This is a genomic window from Aeromonas sp. FDAARGOS 1409 (assembly GCF_019048705.1).
GTDB classification, from domain to species: Bacteria; Pseudomonadota; Gammaproteobacteria; order Enterobacterales; family Aeromonadaceae; genus Aeromonas; species Aeromonas sanarellii.
Map to the genome: position 1 here is coordinate 1,230,001 of NZ_CP077395.1, position 16,199 is coordinate 1,246,199.

Below are 16,199 nucleotides of genomic sequence, written 5' to 3' on the forward strand. Positions count from 1 at the left end.
TTCGAACGAGATGGTCTCGACATTCAGATACCTGCGGGCCAGCGAGTCCATATCGTGGCGGCTGGCAGTGGAGTTGAGCACATAGGACTCGAGCATGGTGTCGTAGGCGATGCCCTGCAGCTCGATGCCATGGTTGAGCAGCACGTTGCGATCATACTTGAGGTTCTGCCCCACCTTGAGTCGGGCCGGATCTTCCAGCAATGGCTTGAGCTTGCCGAGCACCACGGCCTCGGTCAGCTGCACCGGCGCCCCCAGATAGTCGTGACCGAAGGGCACATAGGCCGCCTTGCCCGGTTCGATGGCAAAGGAGACGCCAACCACCCGCGCCTCCATATAGTCGAGACTGGTGGTCTCGGTGTCGAAGGCAAACAGCGGTGCCGCCTGCAGGCACGCCAACCAGTCGTCGAACTCGGCCTCGTCCAGGATGCAGCGGTAGTCGGTTTCGATGGCGGCTACCGGGGCGGTGCCTTCCTCATCACCTTCGGCGCCACTCTCCTCGCTGCCGGACTCCAGCTCTTTTATCAGGTTGCGCAGCTCGTACTCACGGTAGACCGCCAGCAGGGCCTCCTTGTCGATGGGGCCGAGCTCCAACTCTTCCAGGCTCTGCTCCAGCTCGACGTCGGTCTTGATGGTGGCCAGCACGTAGGAGAGGCGCACCTGCTGCTCCTGCTCGCGGAACTTGTCGGCAAACGCCTTGGAGCCACGGAAGCCGAGCGCTGCCACCTTGTCGAGGTTGGCGGCGATCTGGTCTATGCTGCCGATCCCCTGCAGCAGCGCCAGTGCGGTCTTCTCGCCGACGCCGGTCATGCCGGGGATGTTGTCCACCTTGTCCCCCATCAGGGCCAGGTAGTCGATGATGAGCTCGGGCGGTACGCCGAACTTCTCGATCACCCCTTCCCGATCGGTCTTCACGTCCTTCATGGTGTCGATCAGGGTGACATGGTCGGAGACCAGCTGCGCCATGTCCTTGTCCCCCGTGCTGATCAGCACTGGTAGCTGTTTCTCGGTCGCCTGACGGGCCAGGGTGCCGATGACGTCGTCGGCTTCCACCCCTTCCACCATCAGGAAGGGGAAACCCATCGCCTTGATCATCTGGTGGATGGGGGCGACCTGGCTGCGCAGATCGTCCGGCATGCTGGCGCGGGTTGCCTTGTACTCGGGATAGATGTCGTCGCGGAAGGTCTTGCCCTTGGCGTCGAACACCACGGCCACGTGGCTGTCGGGGTATTGTTTGCGAAGACTGCGCATCATGTTGGCCATGACACGGACGGCGCCGCTAGGCAGCCCGGTCGAGGTGCGCAGATCGGCCTGCTGGGAGGCAAAGAAGGCGCGGTAAAGATATGAAGAGCCGTCGACCAGGATAAGGGGGTTGCTAGAGGCCATGAAATCGTCCTGCCAAAAATAAACAGCCGCTAGGATGCCACAGGGCCAGCACCACACCAAGGGGCTGCCTCTCTCCCCCTAGTGCCATCAACTAGATTGCCACCTGTGGATAACTCTGTGTTCAAAAATGGCACTTCGGCACAAGCTTCGTGACAAACCTGTGGATTGTTCATAAAAACATGTTTTAAAACATTATGTTGAGATCGACAAAACACACCATGATGCAGCCATCATGATCTCGATCAATGTGGAAAAAAATTCAGGGGAGGTGATGAGGCAGGATCCAAAACGAAACAATCCTAGCACAGCGAGATGACTTGACCAGCGGAGGTCGAACGATAACCATACAAAAGTACAACAATTGACCCTGGCTCACATTTTCAACAACGAGGAGTCTGCCATGAAAAAAGTGGCCGTGATCTTGAGTGGCTGTGGCGTGTTCGACGGATCGGAAATTCACGAGGCCGTGATCAGCCTGCTGGCACTGGCCCGTCAGGGAGCAACGGTTCAATGCTTCGCCCCGAACGTCGCGCAGTTGCATGTCATCAACCACCTGACCGGCGAGGTCAGCGAGGGGGAAAGCCGCAACGTACTGGTCGAGGCCGCCCGCATCTGCCGCGGCCAGATCCGGGATGTGGCCGAGCTGGATGCGGCCGACTTCGACGCCCTGCTGGTGCCTGGCGGCTTCGGTGCCGCCAAGAACCTGTGCGACTTCGCCATCAAGGGAGCCGAGTGCAGCATCCAGCCGGACGTGCTCAAGGCGTGCCAGAGCTTTGCCAGGGCCGGCAAGCCGGCGGCCTATATCTGCATCGCCCCGGCCATGATCCCCCTCATCTATGGTACCGGCACCCTGGCCACCATAGGCCGTGACGAGGGGGCCGCCAGCGCCATCGAGGCCATGGGGGGCAGCCACCTCAACTGCCCGGTGAGCGAGTTCGTGGTGGATCAGGAGCGCAAGGTGATCTCCACCCCCGCCTATATGCTGGCGCAGAACATCGTCGAGGCGGCCGATGGTATCGAGAAGACGGTCAGGCAGTTGCTCGCCATGTGACCCCAGGCCATAACACAAACGGGCCGCTCAAGGAGCGGCCCGTTTTCATTCCTGTCGGCAGAGACGGGATCAGATGGCATCGCCCATCTGGTCCATCTTACCCAGCAGGGCACGCAGACGCTCTTGCCAGGCGACGTGCTCGTTGCGCAGCTGATGGTTCTCGTCTTGCAGCTTGCTGTTCTGCTCTTTCAGCTCGTCCAGCTCCATCTTCAGCAGGGAGATGTTGTCGACGGCGGATTGTACTTTGGATTCGAGTTGCTCAAGGACTTCTAGTGACATATGCATACCTGTATGTTCAATTGCGATGCCCCACAGGGGCGATTCAAGCGCGTGAAGCCAGCATACCCTGATGCGCTCGGCACAAACAAGCCAGCGCGTTGCAAATTGCACCCTGCGGGCCTGTATTGCCTAAATATGCGTCGGTTTTTCTCGCAGGCGCTGCACGCCCGGCTTAGGTGCCACGCACTGTGCCGGTATCAGCCGTGCAGAGTGATGAAGCCCCCCAGCAACAGGCAGGCAACGCCGTACATCAGCAGACCGTAGAGCAGGTTCCAGCGCAGCAGGAGCCCGGCGCTCAGGTTGTAGCGGGATGCCAACGCCAGGTTGGAGCCGGAGAGCGGGCTGGTGCCGGTAGCCAGTCCCCATCCGAGCAGGAAGCACATGCCGAGCAGGCTGGGGTCCGGCGACAGTGGCCACAGCAGAGGGGCCACGCCGGAGATACTGATGAGAGGGTGCACCCCGACGATGGCCACCATGAAGATCAGCAGCAGGGTCAGGCTGGCCTCCAACCAGCCGAAGTGGTTGAACAGCGGCAGGCCGTGGCCGCCGCCAAAGTCCAGCACCGACAGCGCGCTGTTGATGCCCGCCGCCAGCAAACCCGCTCCCAGAAACAGCACAAGCTGGCCACCGATGGCCGGGAAGCGCTCCACCACCTGCCGCTTGAGCGCTGTCCCCCGTCCGGCGTGGGGCATGAACAGCAGGGCCAGCAGGGGCGCCACCAGCGCGATCACCGCCAGTATGCTGAGCCCGGGCCGGAGCTGATGGATCAGCATGACCAGCAGTGCCAGCGTCACCGGCAGCCCCAGGGTCTGCAACCGCAGCGGGTAGCCCTCGAAGTCCGCCACCCCGAGCCGCTCCACCTGCCAGGCTGTCAGCCCCATGGCCAGCAGGGCGGCCAGGATGCCGAAGGGCAGTATGCTGCCCAGTTGCAGCCCGGGTGAGTAAGTCAGCGCCACCGCCATGGCGACGAAGAAGGGGGACCAGAAGGCCGCGGCGCAGAAGATCCGGCTCAGCACCATGACCTGGCGTCGTTCAAGGGTGCCGTTGCGCTCCAGCCGATCGCCGATGATGAAGAGCACCGAGAGGTTGATGACGGCACCGAGCAGATTGAGGCTGGCCATGGTGCTCCACAGCCCCTTGCGGCCGGACCAGGAGGTGGTTCCCGTCAGCAGCCCGGAGGTCGCGAGGTTGAGGGTGCTGACGGCCGCGAACATGGTGAGCATGTTGATGTTGGGCAGCAGCCAGTCCCCTGGCCTGAGGACGGCCCCCCGCCACCAGGAGAAGATCAGCAGCAGGAGAGCTGCACCATAGAGGGCCAGGGCCTGCCGCCTCGCGGCCCCCACCAGCCAGGGCCAGGTGAGCAGGGAGGCGGCCCAGGCCGCGATGGCCGCCGGCCAGGGGGAGAAGTCCAGATAGAGATGGAGCAGGTTGAGCAGCCACATCCCCAGGATCAGATAGCCTGACCAGCGCTTGGCCATGGTTCCCTAGATGTTCTGGTTCATGTCGAAGGAGGGCTTGTCACACTCAGGCCGGCCCACGATCTTGGCGGGCACGCCGGCGACCGTGGTGTGGGGAGGCACTGGGTTGATCACCACGCTGCCGGCCCCTATCTTGGCACCGACGCCCACCTCTATGTTGCCGAGCACCTTGGCCCCCGCCCCTATCATCACCCCTTCCCGGATCTTGGGATGGCGATCGCCGCTCTCCTTGCCTGTCCCCCCCAGGGTCACGCTCTGCAGGATGGAGACGTCGTTCTCGATGACCGCGGTCTCCCCGACGACGATGCCGGTGGCGTGGTCAAACATGATGCCCTTGCCGATGCGGGCGGCCGGGTGCACGTCGACCCCGAACACCACGGAGATCTGGTTTTGCAGATAGAGTGCCAGGGCACGACGACCCTGGCGCCACAGCCAGTTGGCGACCCGGTAGCCCTGCAGGGCATGGAATCCCTTGAGATAGAGCAAGGGTGTGGAGAAGAGGTCGACCGCCGGGTCGCGCTCCTGTACGGCGCAGATGTCGGCGGCCACCGCAGCCAGCAGCTCGGGTTCGCTGCGCAGGGCCAGCTCGATCACTTCGCGCAGAGCGATGGCCGGCATGGTGGTGCTGTCGAGCTTGTTGGCGAGCTGGAAACTCAGCGCCGAGCGCAGGTCCCGGTGGTTAAGAATGGTGGAATGGAAGAAGCTGGCCAGCATGGGCTCCTGGGCCGTCATGCTCTGCGCTTCCTGCTGAATTTTTCGCCACGTGCGGGCGACCAGATCATCCATGTTGAGCCTACTGTTGTTCAGGGTGAGTGCTTTGTCGTTCTTTTGTCAGCACCGAGATGGGGTCCATGTGAATGATCACATCCATCCGCTCGAAGGCCTGGCGGACGGCCAGTTCAGCCTCGTCGGCTATCTGATGGGCCCTGACCAGGGGCAGTTGGTCATCCAGTTCCAGATGCAACTGCACGAAGCGGGTCGGCCCGGATTGGCGGGTACGCAGATCATGTACGCCATGCACCCCCTCTACGGCACAGCAGAGGGCCATTATTCTCGCTTGTTCCTCCTCTGGCAACTGACGATCGAGCAGGGCCTGCACCGATTCGTAGCCAATATGCACGGCGCCCCACACCAGGAACAGACCGATCAGGATGGCAAACAGGCCGTCGGCCCAATACCATCCCTGCCCCGCCAGCACCAGTGCCAGCAGCACGCCGCCGTTGAGCAGCAGATCGGAACGGTAGTGCAGCATGTCGGCCTTGATGGCCACGCTGTTGGTCTTGCGGATGACCAGGCTCTGGAAGCTGACCAGCAGCAGGGTCAGCACGATGGAGCCGACGCTGACCCAGATGCCCGCCTCCAGGCGCACCACGGGCACCTGGTTCAGCATCGACGAGATGCCGTGCATCATCAGCAGCAGAGCGGAACCCGAGATGAAGGCCGACTGGACCAGGCCCGCCAGGGACTCCGCCTTGCCGTGGCCGAATCTATGCTCCGCGTCGGCCGGCGCCATGGCATAGCGGATGGCCACCAGATTGATGATGGAGGCGCTGACGTCCATGAAGGAGTCGGTCAGGGATGCCAGCAGGCTGGAGGAGTCCGTCATCAGCCAGGCGATCAGCTTGCCCAGAATGAGCAGGGTGGCGGTGACGACCGCCGCCATGCTGGCCAGGGTGACCCAGCGGGAATATTGTTGGTGGCTCAAAACCGGCTTTCCTCCGACGCGTAAAAACTTATTATACCCTGACCCTGACGTCAGTTTGGCGCGCAAAATCAACAGAGTGGCTCCCGGATGAACAAAATACTCCTGGTCGACGACGATCTCGAACTGACCCAGTTGCTGACCGAAATCCTGACCCTGGAAGGCTTTCAGGTGACCGTGGCCGAGGATGGGGAAGAGGGATTGGCGCGGCTGGGTGAACAGCCCTTCGACCTGGTGCTGCTGGACGTGATGATGCCCAGGCTCAACGGCTTCGCCATGCTGACCCGGCTGCGCAAGACTCACGACACCCCGGTGCTGATGCTGACCGCGCGCGGCGACAGTCAGGATCGGGTCAACGGCCTCGAGGCCGGGGCCGACGACTACCTGGCCAAGCCGTTCGACGACAGGGAGCTGCTGGCCAGGGTACGCGCCATCCTGCGCCGCACCCAGAGTAGCCAGCCCCAGCGGGGCAACAGCCCGGAAGAGCTGAGATTCATGGATCTGGTGCTGCAACCCGGCCTGCAACAGGCCCGCTGCAACGATCAGCTGCTGGAGCTGACCGCCACCGAATTCGGCCTGCTGGAGTGCCTGCTGCGCAATCCGGGCCAGATCGTCAGCAAGAGCCTGCTCTCCGAGCAGGTGCTCGGCAAGAAGCTGGAACCCTTCGACCGGGCCATCGACATGCACCTGAGCAACCTGCGCAAGAAGCTGCCGGAGCGCACCGATGGCCAGCCCCGCTTCAAGACGGTGCGTGGCCGGGGATACCTGTGGCTGGAACAGGCATGAAAACGGCCCGCACCTTCAACGGCCTCTCCACCCAGATCTTTCTCTGGTTCTGGTTCATGCTGCTGCTGGTGGTGGCGGCCGTGGTGATACTGCCCACCCTGGATCCCCGCAACATCATTCCGCTGCCGGCCCACGAGGTCACCCGCCTCAACAACAATCTGGCGGCGCTGCAGAAGGGAGCGGATCCCGACCAGGACTTCGATCTGGCCAAGGCCATCGATGCCGCCGGCCTGCTGCCGGTGGACAACATCTATCTGCGCGATGCCAAGGGGCAGATACAGTCCAGCACCCGGCTGAGCAAGTTCGTGATCCGCTTCATGCTCGACTCGGACAACCCGGCCAAGCCCATGCTGGGCAGCGAGCATCAACGCGCCATCGCGGGTCCCTTCCAGATGACCCATCACGGCCAGGCCTATCACGTCTACTTCGGCCTCAACGTCGAAAACTCCTACCTGTTCCTCTTCATCCAGATCCTGGACCACCCCATCCAGATCCTCGGCATCGCCATGCTGGTCAGCACCCCGCTCTGCCTGCTGCTGGCCTGGCGCCTGACCCGCCCCATCCTGGAGCTGCAGCAGTCGGTCTCACAGCTGGCCCAGGGCAACCTGGAGATGCAGATCCCCAACCTCGGCCGCAAGGACGAGATCGGCCAGCTGGCAGAGCATGTCAGCCATATGGTCGACACCCTCAAGGACATGATCCAGAAGCAGAAACAGCTGCTCTCCGACATCTCCCACGAACTGCGCAGCCCCCTCACCCGCATCCAGCTGGCGCAGGCGCTGATCCGCCGCAAGCAGGGCGACAGCGCCGAGCTGGCCCGGATTGAGGGGGAGATAGGCCGGCTCGACAAGCTGATCGGGGATCTGCTGGATCTGTCGCGGGTGCAGCAGCACGTGGAAGCCCCGATGACCCTGCCGCTGGCGGATCTGCTGGAACCTATCCTGGACGACGCCATGTTCGAGGCGAACCAGAACGGCAAGCAGCTCAGGCTGCCCCCCCTGCCGACCGAGTCCCTCGCCATGTGGCCTGAGTTGCTGGCGCGCGCCCTGGAGAACCCGCTGCGCAATGCGCTCAAGTACGCCCGCGAGTTCATCAAGGTGGAGTGGTATCGGGAGGGACGGGAGTGGGTGATGACGATTCGGGACGACGGCCCCGGCGTGCCGGTGGAGCAGCAACCCCGGCTGTTCCTGCCCTTCTTCCGGGTCGACGACGCCCGCAATGCCAAGACCGGCGGCACCGGCCTCGGCCTCGCCATCGCCGCCGAGGCGATCGCGCGCCATGGCGGCACCATCCGGGCCGGCAACAACCACCCGAGCGGCCTGGTCATCACCATCCGCCTGCCCATCGCCTGACCGACCCTCTTTTCATCGACACGGGCGCTGGGTATGCTGGCGCCCATTTCGCACCACCCCAGGATCCCGCCATGCTCGACATCGTGCTCTACCAACCGGAAATCCCGCCCAATACCGGCAATATCATCCGCCTCTGTGCCAATACCGGTTACCGGCTGCACCTGATAGAGCCCCTGGGTTTTGCGTGGGATGACAAGCGGGTGAAGCGGGCCGGACTCGACTATCACGAGTTCGCCGAGGTGAAGCGCTGGCCTGACTATGAGGCGTTTCTGGCCGCCGTCGCCCCCAAGCGGGTGTTCGCCTGTACCACCAAGGGACGCACCGCCCATTCGGCAGTGCAGTTTGCCGCAGGCGATGCCCTGCTGTTCGGGCCCGAGAGCCGCGGCCTGCCCATGGAGATCATCGAAAGCCTGCCGTTCGAGCAGCGGCTGCGCATCCCCATGCTGCCCCAGAGCCGCAGCATGAACCTGGCCAACGCGGTGGCGGTGTTCGTCTACGAGAGCTGGCGCCAGTTCGACTACGCGGGCTCGGCCTGACCCAACCGGACGGAACCAGAAATCAGGCCGCCCCCCTGGCCCTCAGCCCCGTCAGCAGGCGGCCATCCCGTTCCAGTTGCCAGCAGAGCCAGCCGAGGGTCAGGCCCCGCCCGACCATCAGGGCGCTCATGGCGGCCCACAGGGCGGCGACACCCCACGCCTGGCAGAGCCACCAGATTGGAAAGAATCCGGCGAACACCGCCACCAGCATGCTGTTGCGCATCTCCCGGGCCCGGGTGGCCCCGATAAAGACCCCGTCCAGCAGGAAGCACCAGACCGCCAGCAGCGGCATGGCCACCAGCCAGGGCAGCTGGCGGTGGGCCTCGGCGATCACCGCCGGCAGGTCGGTGATATGGCGGATGAGCATCCCTCCCCCACAGGCAAACGACAGGGTGAAGCCCAGCGCGATCAGCAGGGCCCAGCCCAGGTTGAGGACGATGGCCTCCCGCAGTCCCTGCCGGTCCCGCCGCCCGATGGCGCGCCCCACCATGGCCTCCACCGCGTAGGCGAAGCCGTCCAGCCCGTAGGAGATGAGCATCAGGAAGTTGAGCAGCACCGCGTTGGCCGCCACGGCCACATCCCCCAGCCTGGCCCCCTGCAGGGTCATGAAGGCAAAGCAGAGCTGCAGGCAGAGGGAGCGGATGAAGATGTCCCGGTTCAGGGCGAGCAGCCGCAGCAAGGCCGGCCACTGAGACCAGCGCCGCCAGGCATGCTGCCAGACCCCGGGAGAGAGACGGCGCAGATGGCGGCTCGCCAGCCAGAGCCCCACCGCCAGCGCGCTGTAGTCGGCCAGCAGGGAGGCGGCGGCCACCCCCTTCACCTGCCAGCCCAGCCCCAGCACGAACCAGGCATCCAACCCCATATTGACGAGGTTGCCCAGGATCAGCAGCAGCATGGGGCTGCGCGCATCCTGCATGCCCAGCAGCCAGCCCATGATCACCAGGTTGCAGAGCGCCGCCGGGGCGCTCCAGATCCGCACCGACACATAGTCCCCGGCATGGGCCTGTACCTCCGCCGACCCCCCGCCCAAGGTGATGATGGCCGGCAGGAACGGCAGCAACAGCAGCAGGAGTGCCAGCCCCAGGCCGATCGCCAGCCCCAGGGCACGGGCCAGGGTATCGAGCTGCCCCTCGGCGTTGGCGGCCCCCTGGGCCTGGGCGGTCAGGCCCGTGGTAGACATGCGCAGAAAGCCCAGCAACCAGAAGAGGAGGTTGATGAGGGTAGCGCCGACCGAGACGCCGCCGAGGAACCAGGCCTCACCGAGATGACCGATCACCCAGGTGTCCACCAGCCCCAGCAAGGGAGTGGTGACATTGGAAAACACCATGGGCAGCGCCAGGGCAAAGACGGCCCTGTGGCGGCCGGGATCCCTCAACCAGGGTGACATGGGCATGAGCAGGACGGAGGCTGCGGGATCACTCGTCGGCCAGTCGCACTATGCGTGCGAAGTCGGCGACCATGGCCTGCATGTCAACGCGGGGCACTTCCCCCGGCGCCACCTTGGGACGGAACAGGGCCACCAGCTTGCCCGCCGGGTTGATCAGCACTATCGAGGCCGAATGGTCTATCAGGTAATCCTTGCGTTCGCTCTCCACGATGGAATAGACCAGGCCCAGGTTGCGCACCAGGGGGAACAGGGCGCTGTGGGGCGCGGTCGCCGCCTTGAACTCGGGCTCGAAGAAGGCGGTATAGCTCTTGAGACGGGCGCTGTCATCCCGCTGGGGATCTGCCGAGATGAACACCACCTGGCTGTTGGGGGCGATTTTCTTCAAGCCGGGGTAGGCGGCGCGCAGGTCCGCCAGCGTGGTCGGGCAGATGTCGGGGCAATAGGTGTAACCGAGGAACAGGAAGGTCCAGTGTCCCGTCAGATTGGCGGGAGTAAAGGGTTGTGCATCCCCGTCGGTGAGGGTGAAGGGGTTGATGTCCCGCGCCGTCGGATAGTAGTCGGCCTGCTCCGGCAAGGAAGGCTGGCTCCAGTAATAGGCAGCCATGATGCTGACGATGAAGAGCAACAGCAGCAGGGAAAAGCGTGGTTTAACCATATGAAACAAACCCTTGTATTTATAATCAGCCCAGGAGCTGCACCTGGGAAGGGTCATTGTAACCCGCCCCGCCCCGTTTCTGGCTACCCCTTCGTCCGGATGGAGGGCCGCAGGGGCACCAGGATGTCGTGAGCGCTGGAAAGCAAGAGCCCCGCTCGGGGCGGGGCTCGTATCGGCCGGGATCAGGGTCGCAGCCTGCGCTGCGGCTGGGCACGTCTGATGGATGCGTGCAACGGGATCACGGGCGCCGTCCAGGGCGCATCCGGCAAGCCGATGTCGTGGTGACGGCGAAACAGACGAACCAGGCGGACGATCTTGTCTTTGGGACACCCCAGCCAGACGGTCCAGCCATCTCCCTTGTGATAGACCCAGAGCGCATAGAACCACGTCATCCGACTGCCCTTGATGAATCGGGTGATGGAGGATGCGGGCGCTGCGGCCGGCACCGGATCCCACGGCGAGCTTGAAGCCATACCTGTCCTCCTTGCTCAACAGGCCACGCCGATCAGTGTTACTGCCATCGGGAGGCAAGCCAACCACCGTCGCGTACTGACTGTACGAGTCGTCCAACTGCTGACGACTCTCCCTTCTTCCACACAGCCCCGGCGGTGATGCATCCCTGCAAAGCCGTCCAGCTGGCCGGTGGGGCGCTCTCGCCGCCATGGCGGTGACCATGAGGGTGCGAGCCTTATCAAAGGATATATCCGAAATGCGCTGTCTGTGGCGGGACTATTTGCGACGGACGACGGCAGCAGGATGGCGGGGATGGGCCACGAGGCGGGATGACGGAGACGGGGGCCAAAACGAAGGGGCCTCCCGCAGGAGGCCCCTTCGTCATGCCGGAGGCTTACATCCAGTCGGCGTTGCGAATGACGCCGACCGCCAGCCCCTCGATGGTGAGGTGCTGGCTGGCGAGATCCACCTCGATGGGGGAAAGTTCCTCGTTCTCGGGCAGCAGCCATACCTGGCTGCCCTTGCGCTGGAAGCGCTTGACGGTGACGTCCTCATCGAGCCGCGCCACCACCACCTGGCCGTTGCGCACCTCCTGGGTCTTGTGCACCGCCAGCAGATCCCCGTCCATGATGCCGATGTTCTTCATGCTCATGCCCTGCACCCGCAGCAGGAAGTCTGCCCGTGGATGGAACAGGGCGGGATCCACCTGGTAGTGGCTCTCGATGTGCTCCTGGGCCAGGATGGGCTCGCCGGCGGCCACCTTGCCGATGAGCGGCAGGCCGCTCTCTTCCGGCAAGGCCTCCTCTTCTTCGAGCAGCAGGCGGATGCCGCGGGAGGTTCCCGGCATGATCTCGATGACCCCCTTTTTGGCCAGGGCCTTCAGATGTTCCTCGGCCGCGTTGGCCGACTTGAAGCCAAGCTTCTGGGCGATCTCGGCGCGAGTCGGCGGCATGCCGGTCTCGTTCATGTTCGCCTTGATAAGCTCCAGCACTTCGGCCTGGCGGGGGGTAAGGGGTTTCATAGCATGGGCACCTGTCTTTTTATACAGCACACTGGCAGTATATACAGTGCTGTGGCCAAGGCAAGGCGTTGCTGACATTTGTCCCCGCCTTGTCGCAAAATGTGGCTCCCTCGCGCGCCGCCTTGGGACTCATCGTACCTCTCGGCGACAAGCCGCCGGTGATTTGCTATGCTCACGCCGCATTTTTTTGGAGAGCAGACGCACATGTCCCTTGGACAGAAGATTTCCAGAGCCATCCTGCAATGGCCGGTCAGCGGCTTGGTCAATCACAAGAGCCTGCCGGAAAATCCCATCACCGAGCTCAAGCTGGATCCGGCCAGACCCATCGTCTACGCCCTGAAAACCAGCTCGATCACCGACCTGATGACCCTGCAGCAGTGCTGCGAGGACCTCGGCCTGCCCGGCCCCTTCACGCCGCTGGAGCTGAACGGCCAACTGCTGCCGCGCTACGTCTGTCTGGATCGTCCACCTCCCCTGTTCGGTGCCCGCAACAAGCCGCTCCCCTTCCTGCAGGAGTTCCACCAGCTGCTGGACTTGCACAAGCAGGATCCGGCGCTGGACATCCAGGTGGTGCCCGTCACCCTGTTCTGGGGCCGCGCCCCGGGTCGCGAGGGGGAAGAGGCCTCCGGCTGGAACATCATCAGCAGCCTGGCACCGAACCGCCTGAAGAAGGCGCTGATCGTGATCCTAAAGGGGCGCGAGAACCTGGTGCGCTTCTCCCCGCCGCTCTCCCTGCGCCATATGGCGGACAAGCACGGCACCGACGAGGCCATCGCCCACAAGCTGGCCCGGGTCGCCCGCACCCACTTCAGCCGCCAGCAGCTCGCCGCCACCGGCCCCAAGCTGCCGAACCGCAACCTGCTGTTCAAACAGCTGCTGGATTCCAGCGTGATCCAGCAGGCCATAGAGGAAGAGGCCAGACGGGAAGGCATCAGCCTGGAGAAGGCGCAGAAGCGCGCCCACGGCTACATGGACGAGATCGCCTCCGACTTCTCCTACCGGCTGATCCGGCTCGGCGAGAGCTTCCTCGGCTGGCTCTGGAACAAGCTCTACCGCGGCCTCTCGGTCAACGGTGCCGAGAAGGTGCGCCAGCTGGCCCAGGAGGGCCACGAGATCGTCTACGTGCCCTGCCATCGCAGCCACATGGACTATCTGCTGCTCTCCTACGTCATCTACCACCAGGGCATGGTGCCGCCCCATATCGCGGCGGGCATCAACCTCAACTTCTGGCCGGCGGGCCCCATCTTCCGCCACGGCGGTGCCTTCTTCATCCGCCGCACCTTCAAGGGCAACCCGCTCTACAGCACGGTTTTCCGTGAATACCTGAACCTGTTGTTCGCCAAGGGCTACTCGGTGGAGTTCTTCACCGAGGGGGGGCGCTCGCGAACCGGCCGCCTGCTGCCGCCCAAGACCGGCATGCTGGCCATGACCCTGCAGGCCATGATGCGCGGGCTGGACAGACCGGTCACCCTGGTCCCTGTCTACCTCGGCTACGAGCACGTGATGGAGGTGAACACCTACCACAACGAGCTCAAGGGCAGCCGCAAGGAGAAGGAGAGCTTGCTGCAGGTGCTCGGCATACTGCGCAAGCTGCGCAACTATGGCCGCGGCTTCGTCAACTTCGGCGAGCCGCTGACCCTCAACGGCTACCTCAACGAGCAGGTCCCGGAGTGGAAGGCCCACATCGGCAAGGAGGAGCGCCCCCAGTGGATGGCGCCCACCGTCAACCAGCTGGCCGAGCTGATGATGACCCGCATCAACGATGCCGCCGCCGTCAACGGTCTGACCCTGAGCGCCCTGGCGCTGCTGGCCGCCGAGCGCCACGCCCTGACCCGGGACGAACTGCAGGCTCAGCTCAACACCTATCTGGACCTGCTCAAGCAGGTGCCCTACAGCCCGAACAGCACCATGCCGGCCGAGGACGCCGCCACCCTGCTGGATCAGGCGATGGAGCTCAACAAGTTCGAGGTGACCGAGGACAAGCTGGGGCAGATCATCAGCCTGGACCGTTATCAGGCGATCCTGCTCACCTACTACCGCAACAACATCCTGCACCTGTTTGCCATGCCCTCCCTGGTGGCCGCGCTGATCGAGCGGTGCGAGGGGATCTCCCGCAACGAGATCGTCGCCCGCTGTGTCGACATCTACCCGCTGCTCAAGACGGAACTGTTCCTGCGTCATGAAGAGGAGGCGCTGCCCGAGCTGGTCGACGCCCTGCTGGGCGAGCTGCAGCGCCAGCAGCTGATCGAGGCGCGCGACGGCGGCTTCTGGGTCAACCCGGACAACCAGACCCGCCTGCTGCTGCTGGCGGAGAGCATCCAGGAGACCCTGCAACGCTACGCCATAGTACTGACACGGGTGCTGGCCCAGCCCCGCATCGAGGCGGAGCAGCTGGAGGCGGACGGCCTGATGATGGCAGAGCGCCTCGGCACCCTGCATGGCATCAACGCCCCCGAGTTCTTCGACCCCAAGCTGTTCAGCACCCTGATCCACACCCTGCGCAGCGAAGGTTATCTCGACACCGGCTGCAAGCCGGATCTCGGCCGCTTCCAGGCGCTGGCGGACAACATAGTGCCGCTGCTCAGCAACAAGATCCGCCGCACCATACAGGCGGGCAACCGGCTCTGAGGAGCAACCAGCAAAAAGGCCGCATCATGCGGCCTTTTTCATCTCATCGGGAGACGCCCTCACAGGTAGTGGGCAACCACGCCGAGCAGCACCAGAGCCCCCACGTAGTTGTTGTTGAGGAAGGCCTGGAAGCAGGCTTCCCGCGCCCGCTCCCGGATCAGCCGCTGCTGATAGACGAACAGGGCCGCGGCCCCCAGCAGCCCCCAGTAGTAGCCCGAACCGAGCGTCATCAGCTGGCCCACCCCCAGCAGGATCAGCAGGGTCGCCAGTTGCAGGGCACCGATGATCCGCTTGTCGTGACGGCCGAACAGGATGGCGCTCGACTTGAGGCCGAGCTTGAGGTCGTCGTCCCTGTCCACCATGGCGTACTCGGTGTCGTAGGCGATGGTCCAGAGCAGATTCGCGAGAAACAGCAGCCAGGCGACCGGTGGCAGGGCGTCAGCCTGGGCTGCATAGGCCATGGGGATGGACCAGGAGAACGCCATCCCGAGCACCAGCTGCGGAATGGGGATGAACCGCTTCATGAAGGGATAGCAGACCGCCAGCAGCAGGCCGGCGAACGACAGCCCTATGGTAAGCGGATTCAGGGTCAGCACCAGGGCGAACGAGACGAGCGCCAGCACGGCGAACAGGATCAGCACCTCCCGCTCGGCGACCCGCCCCATGGGCAGCGGCCGCCCGGCGGTACGCTTCACGTGGCCGTCGAAATTGCGATCCGCATAGTCATTGATGACGCAGCCGGCGGAGCGCATCAGAAACACCCCCACCACGAACACCGTCAGGATCCAGGGATCCGGCAGGCCGCCAGCCGCCAGGCAGAGCGCCCACAGGGTCGGCCACAGCAGCAGCAGGGTGCCGATGGGCTTGTCGATGCGGGCCAACTGCACATAGGCCAGTCCCCGCTCCTTGGTTAACAGCTTCACGCCAGCTCCTTATTCGATGGCAGCCCGTCGGACGACAGCGAGGGCAGGAAGAGTTCGTGGACCAACAAGGGCCACTGCCCCAGATAGAGACGGGAGCGGCGCCCCCAGACGGTGGCGGCCGGGCACCAGGGATTGTTCGCGATCTCGAAGCAGGCCAGTTGCAGGTGATCCCGCCGCACCGGCAGGTCGCCGAAGATGCGCTCCCCCAGCGGCTGCTCTCCCAGATCCTGCAGACCGCCGCCCTGCAGCGCCGCCTCGGCGAACAGGGTCCAGCCCAGGATGGCGGGCCCGCCATCGCCATGCAGGATCACCTCGCGGCAGATCCCCACGGGATCCTGCACCGCCACCAGCGCCTGCTCGTCCAGCCCCAGCGACACGCTGCGATTGCCGAGCAGCTGCACCGACAGGTGGCGATTGTAGCGCCGCAGGCGCCGGGTCATGGAGTCGGCCTCCAGCAACCAGGGGCGCAGCGCCTCGGGGGGCTCACACTCCACGGGGACCCGCCACGGGACGAGCTGGACGAGGGGAACAGTCAACTCGGACTTCACAGCTTCACCATCCGGAG

The 16,199-nt window shown here is 64.3% G+C and carries 16 protein-coding genes (1 of these 16 running past the window's edge); 5 read left to right on the forward strand and 11 right to left on the reverse strand.

What is annotated here, in order from left to right; all coding sequences use genetic code 11:
* Window positions 1-1,383: the 5' portion of a DNA polymerase I gene (gene polA, locus I6L39_RS05895; protein ID WP_216991298.1), read on the reverse strand. Its footprint begins 1,368 nt before the window's first position; 1,383 of the gene's 2,751 nt are visible here — the first part of the coding sequence; its start codon is at window positions 1,381-1,383; its stop codon lies beyond the left edge, outside the window.
* Window positions 1,384-1,783: 400 nt separating this feature from the next.
* On the opposite strand from polA, the gene elbB reads away from it, so the two are divergent.
* Window positions 1,784-2,434, forward strand: coding sequence for an isoprenoid biosynthesis glyoxalase ElbB (gene elbB, locus I6L39_RS05900; protein WP_216991299.1), 651 nt, complete (start codon window positions 1,784-1,786; stop codon window positions 2,432-2,434).
* A 69-nt stretch (window positions 2,435-2,503) separates the two neighbouring features.
* On the opposite strand, the gene I6L39_RS05905 is transcribed toward elbB, so the two are convergent.
* The 4 genes from I6L39_RS05905 to I6L39_RS05920 all read right to left on the reverse strand — a co-directional run bounded on the left by I6L39_RS05905 (window position 2,504) and on the right by I6L39_RS05920 (window position 5,896).
* Window positions 2,504-2,713 (reverse strand): cell division protein ZapB, encoded by a 210-nt coding sequence (locus I6L39_RS05905; RefSeq protein ID WP_010672454.1) that lies wholly within the window; start codon window positions 2,711-2,713, stop codon window positions 2,504-2,506.
* Between the two features lie 197 nt (window positions 2,714-2,910).
* Window positions 2,911-4,191, reverse strand: a complete 1,281-nt coding sequence (locus tag I6L39_RS05910; protein WP_216991300.1) for a hypothetical protein — start codon at window positions 4,189-4,191, stop codon at window positions 2,911-2,913.
* A 6-nt stretch (window positions 4,192-4,197) separates the two neighbouring features.
* Window positions 4,198-4,977, reverse strand: coding sequence for a serine O-acetyltransferase (cysE, locus tag I6L39_RS05915; RefSeq protein WP_042077849.1), 780 nt, complete (start codon window positions 4,975-4,977; stop codon window positions 4,198-4,200).
* A gap of 7 nt (window positions 4,978-4,984) precedes the next feature.
* A complete protein-coding gene (locus tag I6L39_RS05920) occupies window positions 4,985-5,896 on the reverse strand; it encodes a cation diffusion facilitator family transporter (protein WP_216991301.1) in 912 nt (303 codons plus the stop codon).
* 87 nt (window positions 5,897-5,983) lie between these two features.
* On the opposite strand from I6L39_RS05920, the gene I6L39_RS05925 reads away from it, so the two are divergent.
* From I6L39_RS05925 to trmL, 3 genes are all read left to right on the forward strand, one after another.
* A complete protein-coding gene (locus I6L39_RS05925; protein ID WP_216991302.1) occupies window positions 5,984-6,679 on the forward strand; it encodes a response regulator in 696 nt (231 codons plus the stop codon).
* Window positions 6,676-8,031 (forward strand): ATP-binding protein, encoded by a 1,356-nt coding sequence (locus I6L39_RS05930; RefSeq protein ID WP_216991303.1) that lies wholly within the window; start codon window positions 6,676-6,678, stop codon window positions 8,029-8,031. Before I6L39_RS05925 ends, I6L39_RS05930 begins: the two co-directional genes overlap by 4 nt.
* Before the next feature lie 71 nt (window positions 8,032-8,102).
* On the forward strand, window positions 8,103-8,567 hold the full coding sequence (gene trmL, locus I6L39_RS05935; protein WP_042077854.1) for a tRNA (uridine(34)/cytosine(34)/5-carboxymethylaminomethyluridine(34)-2'-O)-methyltransferase TrmL: 465 nt from the start codon (window positions 8,103-8,105) through the stop codon (window positions 8,565-8,567).
* A gap of 22 nt (window positions 8,568-8,589) precedes the next feature.
* On the opposite strand, the gene I6L39_RS05940 is transcribed toward trmL, so the two are convergent.
* The 4 genes from I6L39_RS05940 to lexA all read right to left on the reverse strand — a co-directional run bounded on the left by I6L39_RS05940 (window position 8,590) and on the right by lexA (window position 12,083).
* The gene (locus tag I6L39_RS05940) at window positions 8,590-9,960 is read right to left on the reverse strand and encodes an MATE family efflux transporter (protein ID WP_216991304.1); all 1,371 of its coding nucleotides are present in this window, start codon (window positions 9,958-9,960) and stop codon (window positions 8,590-8,592) included.
* A 22-nt stretch (window positions 9,961-9,982) separates the two neighbouring features.
* The gene (locus tag I6L39_RS05945) at window positions 9,983-10,609 is read right to left on the reverse strand and encodes an SCO family protein (RefSeq protein WP_216991305.1); all 627 of its coding nucleotides are present in this window, start codon (window positions 10,607-10,609) and stop codon (window positions 9,983-9,985) included.
* Window positions 10,610-10,791: 182 nt separating this feature from the next.
* The gene (locus I6L39_RS05950) at window positions 10,792-11,082 is read right to left on the reverse strand and encodes a hypothetical protein (RefSeq protein WP_042077857.1); all 291 of its coding nucleotides are present in this window, start codon (window positions 11,080-11,082) and stop codon (window positions 10,792-10,794) included.
* A gap of 374 nt (window positions 11,083-11,456) precedes the next feature.
* On the reverse strand, window positions 11,457-12,083 hold the full coding sequence (gene lexA, locus I6L39_RS05955; RefSeq protein ID WP_042077858.1) for a transcriptional repressor LexA: 627 nt from the start codon (window positions 12,081-12,083) through the stop codon (window positions 11,457-11,459).
* Window positions 12,084-12,287: 204 nt separating this feature from the next.
* Between lexA and plsB the strand changes: the two genes are divergently transcribed.
* Window positions 12,288-14,711: a glycerol-3-phosphate 1-O-acyltransferase PlsB gene (gene plsB, locus I6L39_RS05960; RefSeq protein WP_216991306.1), complete on the forward strand. Its 2,424-nt coding sequence runs from the start codon at window positions 12,288-12,290 to the stop codon at window positions 14,709-14,711.
* 59 nt (window positions 14,712-14,770) lie between these two features.
* On the opposite strand, the gene ubiA is transcribed toward plsB, so the two are convergent.
* Together ubiA and I6L39_RS05970 are read right to left on the reverse strand one after the other, a co-directional pair.
* A complete protein-coding gene (gene ubiA / locus I6L39_RS05965; protein ID WP_216991307.1) occupies window positions 14,771-15,634 on the reverse strand; it encodes a 4-hydroxybenzoate octaprenyltransferase in 864 nt (287 codons plus the stop codon).
* Window positions 15,631-16,182: a chorismate lyase gene (locus I6L39_RS05970; protein WP_216991308.1), complete on the reverse strand. Its 552-nt coding sequence runs from the start codon at window positions 16,180-16,182 to the stop codon at window positions 15,631-15,633. Before I6L39_RS05970 ends, ubiA begins: the two co-directional genes overlap by 4 nt.
* Window positions 16,183-16,199: the final 17 nt, after the last annotated feature.